General features: G+C 59.1%; 18 protein-coding genes. 10 read left to right on the top strand and 8 right to left on the bottom strand.

Annotation, left to right across the window (positions count from 1 at the left end; translation table 11 throughout):
• Positions 1 to 153: 153 nt before the first annotated feature.
• Together CCGE531_RS22420 and CCGE531_RS22415 are read right to left on the bottom strand one after the other, a co-directional pair.
• Positions 154 to 1,188, bottom strand: a complete 1,035-nt coding sequence (locus tag CCGE531_RS22420) for a sterol desaturase family protein (RefSeq protein ID WP_120667906.1) — start codon at positions 1,186 to 1,188, stop codon at positions 154 to 156.
• Between the two features lie 149 nt (positions 1,189 to 1,337).
• Positions 1,338 to 2,267, bottom strand: a complete 930-nt coding sequence (locus CCGE531_RS22415; RefSeq protein ID WP_120667904.1) for a sugar ABC transporter substrate-binding protein — start codon at positions 2,265 to 2,267, stop codon at positions 1,338 to 1,340.
• 229 nt (positions 2,268 to 2,496) lie between these two features.
• Here CCGE531_RS22415 and CCGE531_RS22410 point away from each other — a divergent pair, with 229 nt between their 5' ends.
• From CCGE531_RS22410 to ftsZ, 6 genes are all read left to right on the top strand, one after another.
• Positions 2,497 to 3,330: a sugar phosphate isomerase/epimerase gene (locus tag CCGE531_RS22410; RefSeq protein ID WP_120667902.1), complete on the top strand. Its 834-nt coding sequence runs from the start codon at positions 2,497 to 2,499 to the stop codon at positions 3,328 to 3,330.
• Between the two features lie 50 nt (positions 3,331 to 3,380).
• Complete coding sequence (locus tag CCGE531_RS22405; RefSeq protein ID WP_120667900.1) at positions 3,381 to 4,508, top strand: S-(hydroxymethyl)glutathione dehydrogenase/class III alcohol dehydrogenase; 1,128 nt, start codon at positions 3,381 to 3,383, stop codon at positions 4,506 to 4,508.
• Between the two features lie 142 nt (positions 4,509 to 4,650).
• On the top strand, positions 4,651 to 5,022 hold the full coding sequence (locus tag CCGE531_RS22400; RefSeq protein WP_120669323.1) for a PsiF family protein: 372 nt from the start codon (positions 4,651 to 4,653) through the stop codon (positions 5,020 to 5,022).
• Between the two features lie 170 nt (positions 5,023 to 5,192).
• The gene (locus CCGE531_RS22395) at positions 5,193 to 6,101 is read left to right on the top strand and encodes a TIGR03571 family LLM class oxidoreductase (protein WP_120667898.1); all 909 of its coding nucleotides are present in this window, start codon (positions 5,193 to 5,195) and stop codon (positions 6,099 to 6,101) included.
• A gap of 109 nt (positions 6,102 to 6,210) precedes the next feature.
• Positions 6,211 to 7,515, top strand: a complete 1,305-nt coding sequence (locus tag CCGE531_RS22390; RefSeq protein WP_120667896.1) for a hemolysin family protein — start codon at positions 6,211 to 6,213, stop codon at positions 7,513 to 7,515.
• Positions 7,516 to 7,877: 362 nt separating this feature from the next.
• Complete coding sequence (gene ftsZ / locus CCGE531_RS22385; protein WP_120667894.1) at positions 7,878 to 8,900, top strand: cell division protein FtsZ; 1,023 nt, start codon at positions 7,878 to 7,880, stop codon at positions 8,898 to 8,900.
• Positions 8,901 to 9,788: 888 nt separating this feature from the next.
• Here the strand turns inward: ftsZ and CCGE531_RS22375 are convergent.
• Positions 9,789 to 10,772, bottom strand: coding sequence for a GGDEF domain-containing protein (locus CCGE531_RS22375; RefSeq protein WP_245459367.1), 984 nt, complete (start codon positions 10,770 to 10,772; stop codon positions 9,789 to 9,791).
• A gap of 294 nt (positions 10,773 to 11,066) precedes the next feature.
• Positions 11,067 to 11,639: a TetR/AcrR family transcriptional regulator gene (locus CCGE531_RS22370; protein ID WP_120667890.1), complete on the bottom strand. Its 573-nt coding sequence runs from the start codon at positions 11,637 to 11,639 to the stop codon at positions 11,067 to 11,069.
• A gap of 145 nt (positions 11,640 to 11,784) precedes the next feature.
• Here CCGE531_RS22370 and CCGE531_RS22365 point away from each other — a divergent pair, with 145 nt between their 5' ends.
• Both CCGE531_RS22365 and CCGE531_RS22360 read left to right on the top strand, forming a co-directional pair.
• Positions 11,785 to 12,147 carry a DoxX family protein gene (locus CCGE531_RS22365; RefSeq protein ID WP_120667888.1) on the top strand — a complete coding sequence of 121 codons (363 nt, stop codon included), beginning with the start codon at positions 11,785 to 11,787 and terminating at the stop codon, positions 12,145 to 12,147.
• A 111-nt stretch (positions 12,148 to 12,258) separates the two neighbouring features.
• Positions 12,259 to 12,828 (top strand): flavodoxin family protein, encoded by a 570-nt coding sequence (locus tag CCGE531_RS22360; protein WP_120667886.1) that lies wholly within the window; start codon positions 12,259 to 12,261, stop codon positions 12,826 to 12,828.
• 472 nt (positions 12,829 to 13,300) lie between these two features.
• Here CCGE531_RS22360 and CCGE531_RS22355 read toward each other — a convergent pair whose 3' ends face one another.
• The 3 genes from CCGE531_RS22355 to CCGE531_RS22345 form a co-directional block, all read right to left on the bottom strand.
• Positions 13,301 to 14,218, bottom strand: coding sequence for an alpha/beta hydrolase (locus CCGE531_RS22355; protein ID WP_245459366.1), 918 nt, complete (start codon positions 14,216 to 14,218; stop codon positions 13,301 to 13,303).
• A 197-nt stretch (positions 14,219 to 14,415) separates the two neighbouring features.
• A complete protein-coding gene (locus CCGE531_RS22350; RefSeq protein WP_120667885.1) occupies positions 14,416 to 15,333 on the bottom strand; it encodes an RNA polymerase sigma factor in 918 nt (305 codons plus the stop codon).
• 245 nt (positions 15,334 to 15,578) lie between these two features.
• A complete protein-coding gene (locus CCGE531_RS22345) occupies positions 15,579 to 16,493 on the bottom strand; it encodes a DMT family transporter (protein WP_120667883.1) in 915 nt (304 codons plus the stop codon).
• 263 nt (positions 16,494 to 16,756) lie between these two features.
• Here CCGE531_RS22345 and CCGE531_RS22340 point away from each other — a divergent pair, with 263 nt between their 5' ends.
• A complete protein-coding gene (locus CCGE531_RS22340) occupies positions 16,757 to 17,824 on the top strand; it encodes a prolyl oligopeptidase family serine peptidase (protein ID WP_120667881.1) in 1,068 nt (355 codons plus the stop codon).
• Positions 17,825 to 17,955: 131 nt separating this feature from the next.
• Entirely contained in the window at positions 17,956 to 20,052 is a 2,097-nt protein-coding gene (locus CCGE531_RS22335; RefSeq protein WP_120667880.1) for a GGDEF and EAL domain-containing protein, read from the top strand.
• A 33-nt stretch (positions 20,053 to 20,085) separates the two neighbouring features.
• Here CCGE531_RS22335 and CCGE531_RS22330 read toward each other — a convergent pair whose 3' ends face one another.
• Positions 20,086 to 21,258 carry a lactonase family protein gene (locus CCGE531_RS22330; protein ID WP_120667878.1) on the bottom strand — a complete coding sequence of 391 codons (1,173 nt, stop codon included), beginning with the start codon at positions 21,256 to 21,258 and terminating at the stop codon, positions 20,086 to 20,088.
• Positions 21,259 to 21,267: the final 9 nt, after the last annotated feature.

The following is a 21,267-nucleotide window of genomic DNA, read 5'->3' as shown; positions in this document are numbered from 1 at the left end:
AGGGCTGCGGGCTCCGGCATTTCCCGCCAACGGCCGGTTCGGCCGGTGGCGGGGGGAGAGCCCAATCGTCGCATATGGAGCACGAAGTTCCCTCGGCAAGTCCTTGAGATCGTTGTCCCAGTCGGAGGAACCCGGCCAGGCTTCGGCTCCCTGCTAGCCTGGTGTGCCGGAGCGGCGGGCCTGCTTCTCGGCATATTTCTTCGCGCGCTCCATGAAGCGCTTGTTCATGCGGTCCTCGGCATCTTTCGAGCCGTCGTGAAAGGTGCCGAACCATTGGTCGAGCGGGATGACTCCATCGGCGTAATTGCATTCGAAGAACTTGTGATGGAGGTAATGGTCATAGGCGTGGGTATCGATCCCGGCCTCCTCGCCAATCACGATCTTGTCGAAGCCGGCATGGCCCGGCGCCGGTGCAAGCGCGGCATGCGTCAAGTGGAACAGGGCGTGGATCGGGTTGGACGGCACGATCCAGTGGATGAGAACGCCCGAGAAATACAGGAGATGCTCGACCGGGTGCATGGCGAGGCCGGACCAGGGGCCGGGATTGACGTTGTTGTGATGCAGTTTGTGGACCGCATGGTAGAGCGGCGGCCAGTGGATCAGGCGATGCACGAGATAGAAATGCAGATCGCGGAATGCCGGGACCAGCAGCATGATAATGACGCAATAGATCGGATGTTCGGCGAAATCGACATGGGGAATAATGCCATTCGCAAAGGCCGAGAGCGTCATCACCTCGAAGGTCGTCCATAGGGGCACGGCGCTTGCAAAGGTCCAGATCACATTGTCGACGGTCTGGTTGCCGAAAAGGAAGGCAGAGTTATCCTTCGACGGCCACTTGCTATTATATTTGAAGCTCGTGCCCTGCTTCTTCTGCATATAGAGGCGCAGGTGAAAGGCGCCGAAGAACAGGAAGACCAGCACGGCATTGCGCAGGAGAAGATAGGCGATCCAGCCCGGCGCCAGCGTCTTCATGGTCTCCATGGAGGGCGTCGCGTAAAGCCACAGCAGCGTTGCGACGACGGCATAGACGACATTCCATGGCATCAGATAGCCGGGATAGCCGAAGAACCACTTCAGGAAGGCAGCCGGTTTTGCCGGCCAGATGAAAACAGGCGGATATTGCAAAAGCTTGTTGGGTTTCCAGTCTCCGCGCTTATCGCGCGAGCCGTAGATCGTGTCGTCCATGATGTGCCTCCCAGTGAATGAACTATGCAGTCAGTGTCAGCGGTGTCAGCTCGAAACGACAGCATTGATTTGATGAAATTTGCTCACGACGGCCGGAAGTTCGTTGCCCCGCACCGGCAACAGTACCCAAAATGCCGATGCCTCGCTGCTCAATTGAGGCTTTCGAACTGAACCATGTTGTCCTTGGTTACCAGCTTGAAGGGGATCCAGACTTCCCTATCGATCTGCTCGCCCTTCGCCGCCTTTACGGCCGTATCGACGGCACCGCGCCCCTGAGCCTTCGCGTCCTGGAACACGGTCACCTTGAGGTCTCCCGTTTTCATCGCCTGCAGCGCATCCGGCGTCGCGTCGATGCCCGCGACAATCGTCTTATCGGTCGAGCCGCCGGCATTCTTGATCGCTGATATCGCGCCGAGCGCCATTTCGTCGTTGTTGGCGATGACGGCTTCGAATGAGACGCCGGAGGTCAGCCAGTTCGAAACGAGATCGGCGCCGTCGACGCGGCTCCAGTTGCCGACCTGCTCGCGCACCACCTTGATGCCGCTGCATTCGCCTGATTTCAGCACATCATGCACGTCTTGCGTCCGCTGGCGTGCCGCCTGGCTGGTGAGGTCGCCGACCATGACGACGACATCGCCCTTGCCGCCGAGCATGCGACAGATTTCCTTCGTCTGCAGCGTGCCGGATTCCGTTTCATTCGATCCGACGAAGGCCTGCTTCTTTCCGAGCGTTGAAAGATCGGTCGGCTGGATATTGACGTAGATCAGCGGAATGCCGGCATCTTCGGCAATCTTGCTCATGGCAGGCGTGCCGTCCGAATCCACCGGATCGACGATGATGGCGGAGACACCGCCCGCCGCGAAATTGCGCACCTGATCGAGCTGCTTGTTGACGTCGTTGGCGGCGTCTACCACCTGCAGATCGAGGCCCTTGGTCCTGGCGTAGTCCTGCATTCCATTGGCGATCAGGGTCTGGAAATTGGTCGTCAGGTAGCCCATCGAAACGCCGATCCGATCGGCGGCATGGACCTGCGACGACAGCACCAGCGCGAGCGCGCCTGCACTCAAAAACTTCAACATGTTCTCCTCCCAGGAAACAGCGACCCAAGCGACCGCTCGGAAAGAGTTACCGATGGAGCCTAGCGGCGTCCGAAAGTATTTTGATGAAAAACCATCATGCCGCGGGCTCGTGGCCCGCAAATACATCGGCTTTGCAATGAAACGCGGCGATGATCAAAAGCCATCACCGCGGCGACTGGCAAAGGCTTCGGATTCGTGATCTGAGCAAGCCACTGGTACGGGAGGACCTATGCAAAACTTGCTCATATTCCAGTCGCTCTGGTCCATGGAGCGACGCAGCGCTCGTTATCCGGAGCTTTCTCTGGAAGAGAATATCGAAAAGATCGCCGCCGCCGGCTTTGATGGCATCAGCACCCATTGGTACGATCGCAACGTCGTTTCCCGTGTCGCGGGCCTGCTCAAGCAGCATGGCCTGCAGGCGGAAGGCCAGTGCTTCCCGAAGACCGTCGACGATCTGAAGCCGGTGCTCGAGGTCGCCGCCGAATACAACGTTCACCACATCTGTCTGCAGCCGGATGTGCGTCTGCGACGGCTGGAGGATTGCATCCCCTTGCTGGAAGGCTGGCAGCGGCTGGCGGAAGAGGCCGGCGTCAACGTCTGGATCGAGACGCATCGCGACCGCATGACGACGGATCTGTTCTTCACGCTCGATCTGCTCGATCGGCTGCCGGAACTGCGGCTGCTGGGCGATATCTCCCATTTCCTCGTCGGGCGCGAATTCGCCTGGCCGGTATCAGACGAGAACCATGCTCTCATCCATCGCATACTCGACAGTTCCTGGGCCTTCCACGGCCGCGTCGCCTCGCGCGAACAGGTCCAGATCGAGATTTCCTTCCCCCATCATCGGCCCTGGGTCGATCTCTTCCTCGGCTGGTGGGAATATGGCTTCAAGAGCTGGCGGAAGCGCGCCGACACGGACGCGACGCTCGCCTTCACTTGCGAGTTGGGGCCGAAACCCTATGCGATCACCGGGCGGGACGGCGAGGACACCACCGACCGCTGGGAGGAATCCCTGCTTATGAGGCAGGAAATACTTGATTTGTGGGCGAGAATATCCAGCTAACAAATCAAGCGAGATATCAGCAATAATCTATTGATTCTGGAGGGGTTTCCATGGACGTAAGAGCAGCCGTAGCGGTCGCTGCCGGCAAGCCGCTTGAGGTGATGACGGTCCAGCTTGAGGGGCCGAAGGCCGGCGAAGTGCTGATCGAGATCAAGGCGACCGGCATCTGCCACACCGATGACTTCACCCTGTCTGGCGCCGATCCTGAGGGCTTGTTCCCGGCGATCCTCGGCCATGAGGGCGCCGGCATCGTCGTCGATGTCGGACCGGGGGTCACCTCGGTGAAGAAAGGCGACCATGTCATTCCGCTCTATACGCCCGAATGCCGCGAATGCCCGTCGTGCCTGTCGCGCAAGACCAACCTGTGCACGGCGATCCGCTCGACGCAAGGCCAGGGCCTGATGCCGGACGGCACTTCGCGCTTCTCGATCGGCAAGGACAAGATCCATCACTATATGGGCTGCTCGACCTTCGCCAATTTCACCGTGCTGCCGGAGATTGCCGTTGCCAAGGTCAATCCCGACGCCCCGTTCGACAAGATCTGCTATATCGGCTGCGGCGTCACGACAGGCATCGGCGCCGTCATCAACACCGCCAAGGTGGAGATCGGGGCAACCGCGATCGTCTTCGGTCTCGGCGGCATCGGCCTCAACGTCATCCAGGGGCTCCGGCTGGCCGGCGCCGACATGATCATCGGCGTCGATCTCAACAATGACAAGAAGGAATGGGGCGAGCGCTTCGGCATGACGCATTTCGTCAATCCGAAGGAGGTCGGCGACGACATCGTGCCTTACCTCGTCAACATGACGAAGCGCGGCGCCGACCAGATCGGTGGTGCCGACTATACCTTCGACTGCACCGGCAACACCAGGGTGATGCGCCAGGCGCTCGAAGCCAGCCATCGCGGCTGGGGCAAGTCGGTGGTCATTGGCGTTGCCGGCGCCGGCCAGGAGATCTCGACGCGTCCGTTCCAGCTCGTCACCGGCCGCACCTGGATGGGGACGGCCTTCGGCGGTGCGCGCGGCCGCACCGATGTGCCGAAGATCGTCGACTGGTACATGGAGGGCAAGATCGAGATCGATCCGATGATCACCCACACCATGCCGCTCGAAGACATCAACAAGGGCTTTGAGCTCATGCATTCGGGAAAGAGTGTCAGGGGCGTCGTGATCTATTGACGTCAAGTCGCCCGTCGGTCGGAGATTTTAGTAGCAGCCCGAGCGACGGATATGCCGATCTCCATCGTTCAAGAAGAACGCCGACCTCGTGATGGGGTTGGCGGCTTGAACATGAATGGCCTTCAGGCAAGAGGATATGCCCATGACCAGCAAGCTGCTAAGCGCGACCGCCGCCGCGCTCTTCGCCCTGTCTTCCGCAACCGTGGTTTTCGCGCAAACGGCCTCACCCACGACGACCGCAACGCCGGCCCCCGCCACGACGCCTTCCGCTTCGACACCATCCTCGACCATGCCGTCGAAGGATGAAATCAGGACGGCGCGGCAAGCCTGCCGGCAGGATGCGACAGGGCAGAGCCTCAAGGGTCAGGCTCGTAGAAACGCAGCGAAAAGCTGCCTGCAGCAGAAGTACCCGGTCCTGGCAAAACGCAAGTCCTGCCATGACGAAGGCACGGCCAAGGGCCTGGAAAAGAAGGCATTGCACGATTTCGTCAAGCAGTGCGTTACTACAGGCTGAGTCGCAGGGCCGCAGTCGCGGATCGAAACGGATTCTCTGCAGGATCACAGTCCGCTCCATGGGGCGGACTAATATCGCGCACAATCACGATGCAAGTCGACGCCAGCCCTTTTTCTCGACGGCACGCCGCCTTATCTCCCTGCCAGAGGCAATAGGATTCAGGGCGTAACGTGCTTTTCCATCCAGATCGGCTTTCATTCGGCATTGTCCTGCCGGCGCAGGAGAGAACCCTTGCCGACGTGCAGTTCGACGATCAGCTCGGTATTGCCGCTCAAGCGGATGGATTGGGTTTCGATGCCTTGTGGGTGAGGGATGTTCCCCTCAACAGCGAAAGCTACCCAGACCCGATCGGCCATGCAGACCCGTGGGTCTTTCTCGGGGCTTTGGTAGCCTCCACATCCAGGATCGCCCTGGCAACGGGCGCGATCGTGCTGCCTCTGCGGCATCCGCTTCATATCGCCAAGGCGGCCCTTTCGGTGGCATCCCTCTCGAAAGGGCGGTTCGTCCTCGGCCTCGGCTCCGGCGACAGGCCGAGCGAATATGAGGTGTTCGGAGAAGATGTCGAGAACCGCAAAGCGCTCTTCCAATCGCATTGGCAGCGCCTCGCCGCCGCTCTCCGCCCGGATCAGAAGGTCATCGGTGAAGATGGTCGCGTGCGGGAAGAGTTCACCATACGGCCCCACCTGCAGCAAGCGTCCGTTCCGATGGTGGCTGTGGGGTCATCGTCGCAATCCCTCGAGTGGATCGCCAGGCATGCGACGGCGTGGATGACCTATTACCGGCCGCTATCGGTTCAGAAAGACCGGCTGGGACTTTGGCATAACGCCCGGACAAAGGTTGCCACCGATTTTCGCGGCTTCGGCCAATCGATGGTTTTGGACCTGCTCGACAAGTCCGACGCGCCATATGAGGAGGTCAGTCTCGGCGGCAGAACCGGCAGACGAGGGCTGATCGATACGCTGTCGGCAATGCGCGACGCAGGCATTCATCACGTCGCCTTCAATCTCATCGCACAGGGCAGGCCACCCGGCGAGGTCATGGAAGAGCTTGCCGCGGACATCCTGCCGGCCATGCGCTAGGCTCAGCGAACTGCTTTTACTGGTGGCGCCAGAGAAATCATGTCCATGGAATGCTGGCTTTTGCCGCCCCTGCCACCTATCTTTCCGCTGAAACCAAAAAGGGCCGATTTTGCTTCTCGAAATTTCGATTGTTGTCGTTCTCACCCTTCTCAACGGCGTGCTTGCCATGTCGGAACTGGCGATCGTATCGTCGCGGCCCGCTCGACTTAAGGTCCTTTCGGACCAGGGCAGCCGCGGCGCCGCAATGGCGATAAGGCTTTCCGAAGAGCCGGGCCGTTTCCTGTCCACCGTGCAAATCGGCATTACGCTCGTTGGCGTTCTATCCGGTGCCTTTTCGGGCGCCACCCTTGGCGCCCGGCTGTCGGGCTGGCTCGCCGCGCAGGACCTATCGACCGCGGTTGCCGATACTATCGGCGTCGGCTCCGTCGTCGTCGCCATCACTTACCTGTCACTGATCATTGGCGAATTGGTGCCCAAGCAGGTGGCGCTTCGGGCGCCCGAGGCCGTTGCCAGCAAAGTTGCGCCGGCCATGGTGTTCCTTTCTCGCGCCGCAGCCCCGCTCGTCTGGCTCCTCGACATTTCGGGGAGGCTGGTCCTGAGCGCGCTCGGCCAATCCGGCAAGGCCGCGGACGGCGTCAGCGATGAAGAAATCAAGACGGTTCTGGCGGAAGCGCAGAGCGCCGGCGTCATCGCGACGGAAGAGCAGGCGATGATCTCAAGTGTCATGCGATTGGCCGACCGAAACGCCAGGGCGCTGATGACACCGCGCCGCGATGTGGAAGTTATCGATATAGAAGACAGTTTCGACGAGATCCGAGAACAGCTTCGCCGCACCGAAAAGGCGCGACTGCCGTTGCGCAAGGATAGCTCCGACGAGATCGTCGGCGTGTTGACGACCCGTGATTTCTTCGATGAGCTAGCCTCCGGCGGCGCTGTCGATATTCTGGCGCTGGCCACGCAAGTGCCGATCGTTTCGGATCTCTCGAGCGCGCTTGATGTCGTCAAGGCGCTGCGCCGGTCCTTGTCACACATGGTGTTGGTCTACGACGAATATGGCCATTTCGAAGGTGTGATCACGTCGGGCGATATTCTCGAAGCCATTCTCGGTGCCGTGCAGGAAGAAGCCGGTGCCGGCGGCGAACAGGCCATCGTCCGCCGTCACGACGGCAGCTATCTCGTGTCCGGCTGGATGCCCATCGATGAATTCGCCGATTTCATGAACCTTAAGATCGAATACGATCGCGACTATCAGACCGTCGCAGGCTTCGTGCTGCAGGAATTGCGCCATCTTCCGGAGGTGGGCGAGAGTTTCGCAAAGGGCGGATGGTGTTTCGAGGTGGTGGACCTCGATGGTCGCCGGATCGACAAGCTCCTGGTGAGCGCAGAAGACGCTGGTCGCGAAACCGATCGTTGAAACTTTGCAGCGACTTGGGGCAAACGCTCGCGTAAAAACGGAGTAAGCGGAGGATTGGAAGGCACGGAACCGCCGGGATTTCAGCGTCCGCCAGGAACGATTTCCTGGATCAAACCGGCTCTAGCATGCATTTGCATAACGAAGAGCCACTCCAGCTTTCGCTCTGTTGTCATCTCGGTTGGCTGAGGTCGCTCGTATATCCGCCGTCGCGATCGGCAACGACTTTGTTAACAAGACCGATTTGGCGTCTCTAGGCTTGCGCAAACGCCATTGCCCTGTCAACGCCTTGTTGCGTTTCTACGATGAAACGCGACTCGCTGTTCGAAGCGATAGACGTACGACCAAGATGAGGGAAGTGAAACATGACGGACGCCAAGAGCGGCATCGCAGGCCTAAGGCCGCATATTACTGTAATTGGCGTCGGTGGTGGCGGCGGAAACGCGATCAATAACATGATCGCCGAAAATTTGGCGGGCGTTGACTTCATCGCGGCAAACACGGACGCCCAGGTTCTCGCGACATCGAAGGCATCGCGCCGCATCCAGCTCGGGGCATATGTAACAGAGGGTCTCGGTGCGGGTTCGCTGCCGGAGATCGGCCGCGCGGCCGCCGAGGAATCGATCGATGAGATTATGGATCATCTGCACGGTTCGCACATGTGCTTCGTCACCGCTGGAATGGGCGGCGGAACAGGGACAGGTGCTGCACCAGTCATCGCTCAAGCTGCCCGTTCGGCTGGCATCCTAACCGTCGGCGTCGTTACAAAGCCATTTTCCTTCGAGGGCAATCGCCGCATGAAGACAGCGGATCTCGGCATCGATGCACTTCGGCAGGCCGCCGATACGGTTATTGTAATTCCCAATCAGAATTTGTTTCGCATTGCCGATGCAAAGACCACTTTCGCGGATGCCTTCATGACCGCTGATCGCGTGCTTTATTCCGGCGTCGGATGCATCACCGATCTCATCGTCAAGGAAGGCCTGATCAACCTTGATTTCGCCGACGTGAAATCGGTCATGCGTGGTATGGGCCGAGCCATGATGGGCACGGGCGAAGCCGCCGGGGAAAACCGGGCGATGAGAGCAGCCGAGGCGGCAATCGCGAATCCGTTGTTGAATGACGTTTCAATGAGAGGTGCCAAGGGTGTTTTAGTCTCGATATCCGGCGGTTCGGATATGACACTCTTCGAGGTGGACGAGGCAGCGAGCCGCATTCGTGACGAAGTACAAGGCGACGCGGAAATCGTCGTCGGCGCGATCTTCGATCGCAATCTCGACGGTAGGTTCCGTCTATCCGTTGTGGCGACCGGATTGGATGGCAGCGGACGCCTTGAACCGATGAACGTCCTCGCGCCGGATTTGGATCAGAAGCGTACGTTGCAGTAGCTTGCGCAATTTTCGATGAGGCGGGAGAGGTTTGGATGTTGCGGCCGCCAGTCGGCCACTTCCAGAGCGCGGGGGTGTTCTGGAAGTGGATGCTGGGATCAGAGTTGGCACAGATAAGGGAACTGAGATACGCAAGTTCAACGTTATCGTCAAAAACGAAATCGACGCTGATACCGACCAAAAGGCCGCACTCACGAAACCGCTTCAGTTTAGTTCCATAATGTACATTATCTGTTTACAATCTATAATTGTCCAATATAAGATTCACAACCTCTGGCGATTCTGGCGTGCGACGGATCTCCGGCAAATCAGTTGACGTCTTGAAGCAACTTCGCGACGGGTTTCTGCGATGGCGCGGGAGCTTCATGGCGGGCTGAAATCGATGACGTGAGAACGGCGACGATTGCAACGGCTATGTACGTGGCGGTCCCCTTCGGCTTTCGATCAGATACGCAATGCCGTGTCGATTCTAGTAGGCGGGAATGTTCAGACATCTTGGTCCTTTGGTGTGAAGGGCGCGAATTTAAGCCATCAGCACTCCCTAATGAACCACCAGATTCGCGTGCCTCCCTTGCAGAAGGCGAATACCGGCCGAGTTTCGGCGCAACTGGTTTGTCGAAATCGAAGCCTTCGACAGGAGCCATATTCGCTCGCTCTGGATGAGCCGCCTGCTCGATCGACATATCCAAGTAAACAAAGTTTTTTGAATGCGTTTTCTATCGCTAGCCGTTGGGCTTGGAAGCCATTGAGTTCAGCATGAAAGCGATGGCGGAGCTCCGCGAAAAGCCATGTTCCCTATGCCACATGCCAATGATTTCAATAGCCTCACTCTGGAAATTAATGTCTCGGCGATTGAACACCGGCCAAACCTCTGAACCCCAGTTCAAGTCATCCAGCGGATCGGTAGGGGTGTGGCTCGTCTGTGGTTGTGCAATGAGCGTCAAGACGAGCCCGTCCCTGCGTCTTGGCCTGATACATAGCCTTGTCGGCCTCTTCGTAAAGCGAGGCCGAGGTTGTTCCCGGCACTGCCCAAGCGATGCCAACGGACGCACCAAGGACGATTCCGTCACGAGCGTCCCACTGCATTTCCTGCGCAATACGGCTGGCAGCATGTTCGACATGTCCTACCGAAGCTCCGGTATAGATCACGGCGAACTCGTCGCCCCCGATTCTTGACACCAGATCGGCGTGCTCCGCAGCACCTGTCAGACGCCGCGCCGCCTCTATCAGGCACATGTCCCCCATCCCATGTCCGAAGGTGTCATTGACTCGCTTAAATCCATCGAGATCTATCAACAGAAGAGCTGTGTTGATGGCCGATCCCGATCCGCAGAGCGCGTCAAGACGTTCGTGAAAACTGAACCTGTTGGGCAGTCCCGTCAGATGATCAAAGTCCGCCCTGCGGCGGATCTCGCGCAGCATCATGACTTCCGCCGTAACATCCTGTTTCAGGCCAAAGATGCGAACCGGAATGTCGCCTTCACATTCGACCGTCGCGGTAACCCTGATCCAACGTCGGTTGCCTTTGCGAGTAATGATCTCGGCATCGAGTGAGAAGCTGCCACGCTGTTCGATGGCTGCATTTCGAAGTCGTGTAAGCTCCTTGGCTGCGTCAGGAGAATACAGCGCGACGATGTCATCTCGAACCAGGGGCGTTCCCGGTTGAAGATCGAACAGCTCATAGACCATATCCGTCCAGGAGAGCCGTTCGTCCGGAAGGCTGCACTCCCACACTCCGATCCTGGCTGCTTTGGAACAGTGGTCAAAAACCTTTTTGAGATGATGCACATCGTATGACGGATCGAGGCGATCGACGCCTGATATCTCGGGGCGGCTCCGCATTCTTCTCATCAGGGACGACAGCAGGCTCATGTTCCCCATTCCGCTCGTTGGCTTCTAAAGATGCCACGGATTTGTTGACGCGCGGTTTATCGTAACGGGGGATGAACACGAATCCTAGTGGGCCGGCTCTTGCGGCCCCTCGCCTGCTTGGCGAACCTTCCCAAATGCCTGCAGCATTGTTCCCCGACAGACGATTTGCCGCAATCGCCGAAGATGTCACCGAGGTGATGTGGCGTAAGCGGTCAAACGAGAAGGCTTGAGCCCTTGTCTATCCACATTGTCCCAGCCATCTATGCGGAATCAGGTAAATCGCAAGCCTTGGTCTCAGCGTTGACCCGATACCATCTGCATGATGAGCGTGATACGGTGAGACCGGAAAGCGGGTCTTATTCTGCCGTGACGCTCAAGCTCCGCCAATCCGTGAAGTGCCGCCCAGAACGTTTCAGTAGCGGTATCCAGATCCTGAGAGAACGGCGCAACCACCGCCGCCATGGCTCTGAAACCCTCGCGGAGCGGTGCCGGTGTGTCGGATCTGGCGAAGCGAAGGCCGGTCGGCAGGATGAACATCGCCTCGTACATTGCGGGACGCGCGAAAGCGAAGTCGAGATAGGCGGTCGCGACGCCTTCCACTAGCTCCTTTGGCGTAGACGATGGCCGGATCGCGGCGCGGAGCATCGCTGCCAATTCGCTAAAGCCCTCAAGTGCGACTGCGCCGACGATCGCATCGCGATTTTCGAAATGCGAATAGAGAACGGGCTGACTGTATTCTATCTCGTCGGCGAGACGCCGGATTGTAACGGAAGCCCAGCCGTCGCGTTCCGCGATCGTCCTCGCAGCGACGACGATCCTGCGTTCGCGCTCCTCACGTTCCCTGGCCTTGCGTTCGCTGATGCCCACCTGGTGTCCTCATCTCCATTCGCGCGAATTTTGTACTGCCAAAGCTATCGAAAAGGAATGACGATTGACAATCTAGCAATGCTAGATTATTTCATGTCGCTATGCCTGGACTAAGAGGCATGGCTCATCATCGAAGAGGAAATCAATGAATCTTCCCATTCGACTATTCACGGGCGCGACGCTGCTCGAATACGTCCTCGTCTGGCTGACCGCCGCAGCGTTTCTCATCGGCGCCGTCCTCAACGCGAGTGGTCACCCGCAAATCCGCGCGAGTTTCGTGCGACTTGGGTTCCCATTCTGGTGGTGCTGGGTGACGTCCGCACTCGAGGTTGTGACCGCGTTGTTGTTGATCACGGCCGGTACCCGTTACATCGGGGTCGGGTTGGGTATCTTAATCATGCTCACCGCAATTGCGTCCATTGTCCGCATCCGGAACTACCGGGAGCTCCCGCCGCCCATGCTGTTCCTGCTACTGCTGATAGCGGCAGGTCTCGGCAGCCACGCCTGAGCATCTGGCGTCATCCGAACTCCCCATCATCACCCATCAAGAAGACGTCAGGCGGAGCGAACTTGGCTCCAGGCGGCGCAAGGCAACGGTCCGAAGGAGGCCAGAACTACCATGTCAAATCGCACGACAGGCACAGTTGTCGTCTATCATTCCGGCTACGGCCACACCCAGCGGATGGCGGAAGCCGTCGCGGACGGGGCGGGCGGAGTACTTTGCGCCATCGACGCCGACGGCAACCTTTCCGATGACGGATGGGTCGCGTTGGACGCCGCCGACGCCATCATCTTCGGATCGCCAACCTACATGGGTGGCCCGAGCTGGCAGTTTAAGAAGTTCGCGGATACGTCCTCGAAGGCTTGGTTCACCAACAAATGGCAGGACAAGATTTTCGGGGGCTTCACCAACAGCGCCAGTCTGAACGGCGACAAGCTCAATACGCTCGAATACTTTGTGCTTCTGGCAGGACAGCATGGGGGTCTATGGGTCAGCCTGGGGATCAAGCCGGCGAACGTGAAGGCGTCGACGCGAGACGATGCAAACAGGATGGGATCGTACATCGCGCCCATGGCGCAGTCCGATGCCGATGCTGCCCCGGGCGAAATGTCGGCCGGCGATCTGGAGACTGCCCGCGCTTATGGCGAGCGCGTAGCACGGATCGCAAAGCGGGTCGCGTTGGCTTAGGCACGTAATGCCGTGCCCTAATTCCCGGCATGTGAGAGACAGATGAAGCTGGCGAGCAGAGCAGTCGTTTTCAGCACGACCGAACGGTGCAATCGTGTCAGCAAACACGACACGACGGGAGATCGACCGCTCTGCATGCGCGGCTGCGCCACCATATAGAGTTTGGCCTGATCGCCAAGAGTGCGGCTTGCATCGACGTTTTTGCAAAGTACCCTGTCGACGCGAAGCCGCCGAGACGTTCGTCCGCCATCGGCCCATACGGGCATCGAGCCGCTTGGGCCTGGTGCGAGCCCCCCGACCCCTCTCCTCGAAACTCCCCGCTGAAGCGGAATGCCCCTCAGCAAGGAGCGTCGACGGTCGCATGACGATGGCGGCGGCAGGTTCGCTGGATAGAATTGTCGGCCGAAAGGAAGGGAGATTCTATCTCTCCTGCATAACTCCTTAAAGCGGATCCAATCTCCGCTTTGTCAGGCTAAGCTAGGCCGAGCTTCGATCTGCCCCATTTCGCCAGCTGCTCGATAGCCGCATCGGCTTCCGGCGCGCGGCCGGCCATCATCTGGAAGCTATGGAGCATTTCCGGGTAGATATCCAACTGGACTTCGACCCCGGCTGCCTTCGCGCGCTCTGCGAACATCCGGCTGTCGTCGAGCAATGTCTCGTCGGCTCCGGCCTGCAGATAGACCGGCGGCAAACCTCTCAGATCGGCATAAAGCGCGCTGGCCAGCGGATTCTTGTGATCCGCGCCTTCACCGAGAACGTTGGCAGCAAGCCAATCGACCCCTTCCTTGGCAAAAGCGATGTCCTTGGCGCGGTTGATTTCGTAAGTTGCGCCAGTCTGCGCGAGATCGAACCACCCTGATATAATCATAGCTGCTGCGGGAAGTGGTATTCCTTCGGAACGCGCGCGCTGCAACGCTCCGAAGGTGAGAATTGCTCCGGCCGAGTCCCCGGCAAAGGCCATGTGCTTGGGATCGACATCCTGTTTCAACAGCCAGCGATAGGCGCTAACGGCGGTTTCGAGCTGGTGAGGATATTTCTTTTGATGCGCGTAGGCGTATTGGAACATCAAGGCGCGGCAGCCGATCGCCTTTGCCAGGTGTCCGACCATCTTGCGATGGGTATAAATCGACCCTCCGATGAAACCACCGCCATGCGCATAGAAGATTACACGATCCTCGCTGGCGCGCTTCGGCACGATCCACAACGCCGGAACGCCGTCAGCGTCGGCTTCAATATAGTCGACCCCGCGCGGCTCCGCCGTGAGTGATGTCCAATGTATATCTGCCCATTCGATATTGTCCTCCGGACTCCTTATCTCGCCTCTGGACATAGCCAAAGCGAGTGTTTCGTAGTGATTCTTGTTAGCGCTGCTTGCATTGCTTGCCATCATCTCACCTCCATTTTGAATTTACTGATATATCAAAAAATCGCTCGTGATTTTGCCGATGGTTGCAACGAGATCACGACGTGACTTTCGACATCTCCAAGACGGATGGGATCTGCGAAAAGATACGTCGCCCGAAGCCAAGCGGGGGTAGGCGTCAGCCTATTTCGACGGATTCGTCGGCGCGTTCAGCCGTGCTCGACTTAGTGCAGCGTGGCCGAGGCGTCAGGCTCGATTGTCAAGGAATCGGCAGCCGCGAATATCCACGGACATTGGGAATAGTGGAGTATCGCGTGAATCCCGCGCCGGTCCGATTCCAGGCGCACGATGACCGTCGGGACCATGTGCGGCGCTAATCCGCCTAGCAACACCAATACGCGTTCGCCGTCGAGGAGTGCTGTGACAAGCCTGCGCGGATATGGCAACAGCTCGAAGCGTGTGAAGTAGTTCGGCGTCGCTGGGCCTGCATAAAGATTAGTGACCAAGAGCCGCGCGTCATCGCTAATGAGTTGGCGTATACCCTCCCAGTCCTGGCGGTTGAAGCGTTCGATATAAAGAGCGTGCAGGTCAAGCAATTCCCTGTCCTCGGCGCCTGCCGATGACGGCTGGTCTGGGAGCGTAGCAAGCTTCGACCGGCCGCGGTGCAAAGCGGCCTTGACCCCACCGACGGTACTGCCGACGAGATCCGCGATTTCCTCGAGATTATAGTCGAAAACGTCCTTGAGAAGCACGCAAGCCCGCTCCTTCGGCGGCAGGTTGATGACCAACCGCTCCAAGGCCCGGCTGATGCCGCGACCGTGGAAGTCGGCGGGAGACATGATGTCGGGCCTGGCCGCGGCGGCTTCCTTGGTCTTGCGCACGGCGCGCTTGCGTATGAAATCAATGCAGCGGTTGTGCGCGATGCGGAACAGCCACGGCCCGACATTCTGTCCGTCCTGCAGATGATTGAGCTTGCGATAGGCCTCCAAGAGGACATCCTGCATGATGTCCTCGCCATCAAGCACGGATCCGGTCATGCGGCTGCAATAGCGATGCAGCTTGCCACGATGTCCCGCGACCGTCTCGATGAAGGCTGAATAACGGTCGTCGAACTTGCCGACGCGAAAGAGATCCTCTGTCATATTTGCCCATACTCCCAACGACGGCGCATGAGGGCGTCGATGCCACCAAGGACGTTTGCCGAGCCCGGAAGGATACGTAATCCGACCAACATAGCCGCATCAAGTTCAGGATCGCGATGAAAGGTATAGAAGATACAGGGCGGCATGCCCTCGCCATCGGGCTGCCTATTGCCGTCTAAGAAGGCGGTTATCCCGCTGACTGGCGAATAAATTGAAATTTACAGGCTCTGGCTGAAGCCGCCGCCTCAGTGCCCATCCCGTGGAATAGCATCCTTCGGAATATTGCCGGTCAGGTTCTTCCGGTGGAAAATGAAAAGGCCGGCGAGCACGATGATGACGGACCCAACGATTATCTGGGCGTCCGGAATATCGCCGAAGAATAGGAAACCAAGCGCAATTGCCCAGATCAACAGGCTATATTGCAGCGGGGCAAGCAGGGATGCGGGGGCAAGCTTCAGTGACCGCGTGATCATCATGTGCGCGCTGCCGGCGACGACGCCGAGCGCCAGCATGGCGCCGAGATCAAGTGCTGATGCCGCGCGCCAATTGCCGATGCTGAGCGCCAAACCGGTCGCGAGGGCGCCAACCGTCTGCCAGGCAACGAGCGTTGCATCGCTCGTCTGCCGCAGCCGCCGCCCGAGCACAAGCGTCATCGCGAATGCGAGGCTGCCGCCAAGGCCGAAAAGCGATGGCCAGGAAAACATGGCCGCCGAAGGTCTAAGCGCGATCAATACGCCGGCGAAGCCGACAAGAACGGCCAGCCAGCGCCGCCAGCCGATCCTCTCGTCAAGGAAGAAATGCGAGATCGCCGCGACATAGATGGGGCCTGCCATGTAGAAGGTCATGACATCGGCAAGCGGCAGATAGGCAACGGCGGCGTAGAAGAGACCGACATCGAGTGTCGTCATAACCACCCGCAAAAACTGCAGCGGCGGCCGCTCGAGGCGAAAGAGCGCATCACCGCCCTGCCGCGCAATCATGGGTGCCAGGAGTATGAACGAGCCCAGCGAGCGGATAACCAGAATCTGCCCGACGGAGAAACTCGCTACCAGCCATTTGCCCATGGCATCGTTCAGCGAAAACATGAAATCGCCGACGAGCATCAAAAGCATGCCGGCAAGCACGAGATTGCCATTCGCCGCAGCCTTGCGAACGTCCATGTCCTTTTCCTTGCGAATCCTGTATTTCTCCCGGTCGGGCTTTAGCTGTTTTCGCCCCTACTCCGCAAGGCGGTCACCATGCCTTGAGTTGAATATGATTGGCATCCGTACGGCACCCAAACGACATTCCAATTGCTCCGCCAAGTATCGAATGCGCTCGCCTACCCGATCGTTGACGCCGGCAGATCATGTGGCGAGGAATACCGAAACACGAAGCGACCTTGCGCCCGGCGCCTGGCTGATAAATCGAGAAGGGTAATAGCATGAAAGCCCTGGAAACAGCTCCGGTTCAAAATGGCCTCTTGCATTACTCGACTGCTCTCGCCCTGTCGATTTTCCGCCTTTGGTGGCGGATCGCGGCTCTCCTGATCATCGGCCTTTCGGGCGCCGCTCACGCCAAAGATTATGCGTTCGTCGCCTTTCAGGAGGTGGCCGTCCCGAATGGCAGCGAACCTTCATTGCGTGCAGGCATCTGGTATCCGACGCTCGCCAAACCCCAAGAGGCACGTTTGGCGACTTTCACCCAGCTGGTGGCGCCAGACGGCGCGATCACCGGTCGCCGCTTGCCTCTGATCGTCATTTCGCATGGCGGCGGGGGATCGCTTGCCGGCCATTACGACGCCGCTCTCGCGCTGGCGCATGCGGGCTTCGTCGTTGCCGCGGTCGATCACGCGGGCGACACTTTCGACGATCAGCGACAAGTATTGAAGCTTTGGCGTCGGCCGCAGCAGTTGAGCCGGCTGATCACGTTCGTTCTCGACGAATGGAGAGATCATGCCCATGTCGATTCAAGACGGATCGGTGCCTTCGGTTTCTCGAATGGCGGCTTCACTGTGCTCGTGTCTGCAGGGGGAAAGCCCGATCTCAGTCTGATTGATCCCTATTGCGTCGATCATCCTGCTCATGATCTGTGCTCCGCACTCCGCCAGGCCGGTGTTGCTTCCGTCGCCGCTTTGCCGGTCCCCTCCGATGCTTGGCAGCAGGACGGGCGCATCAAGGCGGTCGCTGTTGCCGCTCCAGCATTTGGCTTCACCTTCTCACCCGGTGGCTTGCGCGACGTGAAGGTTCCCATCCAGCTGTGGCGCGCTGCCGATGACCGCCACCAGCCCAATCCCTGGTACGACGAGGCGGTGCGCGCCGCATTGCCGCGCCCTCCCGAGCTGCATGTCGTGACAGGTGCTGGGCATTATGACTTTCTGCCACCATGCAGCGCGACGCTTGCCAAATCCGCCCCCCTCATATGCACCGATCCGAACGGTTTCGATCGAGCGACATTTCATCGCCGCATGAATGCTCAGCTGATCAGATTCTTCCGGGCAAAGCTCAGATAGACCGCTGTTTTTACCCCGATCACCCAATATGCCTTTACGCCTCCGTTTGGGACGGCCAAAATGCTCCATGCATTTTCATGGATACATAACTGCTTGCTTCTATTGTCCGTTCACCACGCGAGAGAACATTGATGACACAGCGGCCGGGTAGATCGTCGAAGTCAGCAAATACCGATCCGAACGATGATGACCGGCATGTTCGCGAGCTGCTCGAATTGCTCCGGGCTCAGCATTTATCGCTCACCGAACGCCACGAATGGCTCGAAGCGATGATCAACTATGTGCCGGACTATATCTATGCCAAGGACAGAGACGGCCGTTTCCTCTTCGCCAACCAGGCAATCGTTCTCAACAACGGCTTTACTCATGTCGCGGAACTGATCGGCCTCACGGATGCCGAAATTCACCCGATGGCCGACGCGCATAAGATCGAGGAAGTCGAGCGACGGGTCATGGAAACGGGCAAAGCCGATCTTGGCGTGGAAGAGCGGCGCCTCAAGGGCGAAGGCTGGCTGATGATGTCGCGCGTGCCGCTGCGGGATAGAAACGGCAACGTCATCGGTGTCGTCGGCGCCTCCCGCGATATCTCCGCTCGCAAGCGCGCCGAAGAATTGATGAGCGCGCAGACGAAACTCCTCCAGGATGTGGCGCGAGGCATCGATCTTGATGTGCTTCTGAAGGATGCCCGATCCCTCCTTGAGCGGTTGCTCGACGGTAGGCAGATCGACTTTGTTCTCAATGGCGAGCAACCCCAATCCCTGGCCGGCGACATACTGGAATTTCCGATCTTCTCGCGGGATGGCGGCAGGCATGGAACCTTGGTGACGGTGAAGACCGACGGTGACGAGGCCGGGCTCATGGAGTTCTTCGCAGGCATAGCGCAAACGGTTGGGATCGCCATCGATCGCCATCGAGACATCGCCCATATTGCCTATCTGGCCGAACACGATGCCCTCACCGGCCTGCCCAACCGCATGCTGCTGGACCGTAAGCTCAGCGCCCTACTGGAGAAAGCCTCACGAAAGCAGAAGCCCCTGGCCGTTGCCTTTGTCGACCTGGATAATTTCAAGCTGGTGAACGATACCCTCGGCCACGCCGCCGGAGACGAATTGCTGGTGGTGGTTGCGCAGCGCATATCGACCCATCTTGGTCGCGGCGGCATCGTTGCGAGGATCGGCGGCGATGAGTTCATCATCGTCCTGGAGGAACCCTCCGGCTCGATATACGAGAGGCTCACCGCCGTTCTCAAGGACATATCCAGGCCGTTGACCATCAGCGGCGTCGAAATCCGCGTCGGCTGCAGCATCGGTGTGGCATGCGCCATGGAGCACGGCGAGACAGCCTCGGCACTGTTCGCAAACGCCGATATGGCGCTCTATCGCGCCAAGGAAGCGGGGCGCAACTCCATTCGACTGTTCACGCCGGCCATGGCGGAAGATGCTCGCAACAAGCTGATCCGCATCGAAGAGCTGCGGCGCGCGGTGGAGCGGGATGAATTCGTGCTGCACTACCAGCCGCAAAAGGAGATCCGCAGCGGCAGGGTGACCGGCGTCGAAGCCCTTGTGCGGTGGCAGCATCCGGCCGAGGGCTTGCTGCTTCCCGGAGCCTTTATTCCGCTGGCCGAGGAAACGGGGCTGATCGTCCCGCTCGGTGAAATCGTTTTGCGCAAAGCCTGTCAGCAGGCCCGAGCATGGCGGGATCTCGGCCTGCCAGCGCTGCGCATCGGCGTGAACGTATCGGCCCGGCAATTTCTGGAGAATTTGCTGACAAGCCAGGTTGCGTCGGCGCTGCAGACGGCGGGTCTCGATCCGCAATGGCTCGAGCTCGAATTGACGGAGAGCTTGATCATGCGCGACGTCGAGGGAGCGATAGAGCGCATGCATGAACTGAAGGCGCTGGGTGTCAGTCTCGCAATCGACGATTTCGGTACCGGATATTCAAGCCTGAGCACCCTTAGGCGCTTTCCGCTTTCCCGATTGAAGATCGACAGATCCTTCATTGCCGATATTCCTGACAAGCCCGGCGATATGGCAATTACCTCCGCCATCGTATCGCTCGGCCGAATGCTCGAACTGGAAGTCGTGGCCGAAGGCGTGGAGACCGAAGAACAGGCCCGCTTCCTCGAAAGCGCCGGATGCGAGCTGCTTCAGGGCTATCTGTTCGCCCGGCCCCTTCCCTCTTCCGAGGTGGAAAGCCTGTTTGCAGGGATGGCAGCCAAGGCCGGATAATGGATCCGGCCTTGGCGTCATAGGGCTTGCACCCTATGGTAATGTCACGATCTCGATCCAGTTGGCACCGGCATCGACCGGATATCGACCGGCCGGCGTAAGCGCGCCGCTTGCCTGATCGATGGCATAGACCGCCAGCCTGTCGGACTTCTCGCCGGAGGCGACAAGGAAGCGGCCCGATGGATCGATGCGAATGCCGCGGGGCTGCTGTTCGGTTGGATAATTCGTGACGTAGGTAAGCTTTCCATCGCCTGCAGCCACTTGAAAGAGCGCGATCCTGCTGGTGGTCCGCTCGGTCGTATAGAGGAACTTGCCATTCGGCGTGATGCCGATATCGGCAGCCCATACCTTCGGCTTGCCGTCATCGGCCGGAGTTGCAACCGGTGCGGTCGCATTGAACGCTGCCGGAGCCGGCGGGGCAATGCCCGGAAAAAGTCCGGCATCATCGGGAACGGATTTCACGCTTTCGACTTCGCTCAACGTGCCTTTGGCGGCATCGAGGGCGTAGTGGATGACGTGGCCCGTCAATTCCGTCAGAATGTAGACGGATTTGTTATCCGGCGAAACAATGATGTGGCGCGGGCCGAAGCCCGGCTTGGTCGCGACCTTCGCCGGATCGTTCGCCTCCAGCATGCCAGTCTCAGGATCGAGCACGAATTGCAGCACGGCATCGGAACCGAGATTGGTCGCGAAGACATAGCCGCCGGTCCGGTCGCTTACGATCGAGTGCGCATTGCGGCCGGTGAGGATCATCTGCCGTGCGCCATCGGTCACAAGCCCATCCCTGCCGATCGGCAGCACGGCGATCTTGTTGCCGCCATAAGACGCGGCGAACAGCAAACGACCCGACGGATCGGTGGAAACATAAGGCATGCTGTCGGGCAAGGCCGCGACGGCTTCCTGGCTGAGTTTGCCGGTCGCAGGATCGATCGCCAGCGTCAGCACGCGATATGGCTGCGAACGGATAACGGCATAGAGGTGCTTCTTATCGGCGCTGACAGTCATCGGCATGACCATTTTGCCCGCATTGAAGGTCGAAACCTGCAGGAGCGCGCCGGTCTTCTCGTCCATGCTGTAAGTGTCGATCGCTCCGGCCGTTGCTGCCGAAACATAAACGAATGTCCTTGCAGAAGCGGTACCGGCACCTGAAAGCATCGCCGCCATTGCCAGCACCGATGCTGCAAGTCCAAAGGATATCTGTGTCACGCGTCTCCC

Source organism: Rhizobium sp. CCGE531, assembly GCF_003627795.1.
Classification (GTDB): Bacteria; Pseudomonadota; Alphaproteobacteria; order Rhizobiales; family Rhizobiaceae; genus Rhizobium.
Note: the sequence above shows the minus strand (reverse complement) of the source record. Positions and strands in the feature narration are given on the sequence as shown.

Coding starts and splice junctions, on each gene's coding strand:
- CCGE531_RS22420 (WP_120667906.1), bottom strand. CDS start 1,188: ATGGACGACACGATCTACGGCTCGCGCGATAAGCGCGGAGACTGGAAA.
- CCGE531_RS22415 (WP_120667904.1), bottom strand. CDS start 2,267: ATGTTGAAGTTTTTGAGTGCAGGCGCGCTCGCGCTGGTGCTGTCGTCG.
- CCGE531_RS22410 (WP_120667902.1), top strand. CDS start 2,497: ATGCAAAACTTGCTCATATTCCAGTCGCTCTGGTCCATGGAGCGACGC.
- CCGE531_RS22405 (WP_120667900.1), top strand. CDS start 3,381: ATGGACGTAAGAGCAGCCGTAGCGGTCGCTGCCGGCAAGCCGCTTGAG.
- CCGE531_RS22400 (WP_120669323.1), top strand. CDS start 4,651: ATGACCAGCAAGCTGCTAAGCGCGACCGCCGCCGCGCTCTTCGCCCTG.
- ftsZ (WP_120667894.1), top strand. CDS start 7,878: ATGACGGACGCCAAGAGCGGCATCGCAGGCCTAAGGCCGCATATTACT.
- CCGE531_RS22375 (WP_245459367.1), bottom strand. CDS start 10,772: ATGAGCCTGCTGTCGTCCCTGATGAGAAGAATGCGGAGCCGCCCCGAG.
- CCGE531_RS22365 (WP_120667888.1), top strand. CDS start 11,785: ATGAATCTTCCCATTCGACTATTCACGGGCGCGACGCTGCTCGAATAC.
- CCGE531_RS22360 (WP_120667886.1), top strand. CDS start 12,259: ATGTCAAATCGCACGACAGGCACAGTTGTCGTCTATCATTCCGGCTAC.
- CCGE531_RS22355 (WP_245459366.1), bottom strand. CDS start 14,218: ATGATGGCAAGCAATGCAAGCAGCGCTAACAAGAATCACTACGAAACA.
- CCGE531_RS22350 (WP_120667885.1), bottom strand. CDS start 15,333: ATGACAGAGGATCTCTTTCGCGTCGGCAAGTTCGACGACCGTTATTCA.
- CCGE531_RS22345 (WP_120667883.1), bottom strand. CDS start 16,493: ATGGACGTTCGCAAGGCTGCGGCGAATGGCAATCTCGTGCTTGCCGGC.
- CCGE531_RS22340 (WP_120667881.1), top strand. CDS start 16,757: ATGAAAGCCCTGGAAACAGCTCCGGTTCAAAATGGCCTCTTGCATTAC.
- CCGE531_RS22335 (WP_120667880.1), top strand. CDS start 17,956: ATGACACAGCGGCCGGGTAGATCGTCGAAGTCAGCAAATACCGATCCG.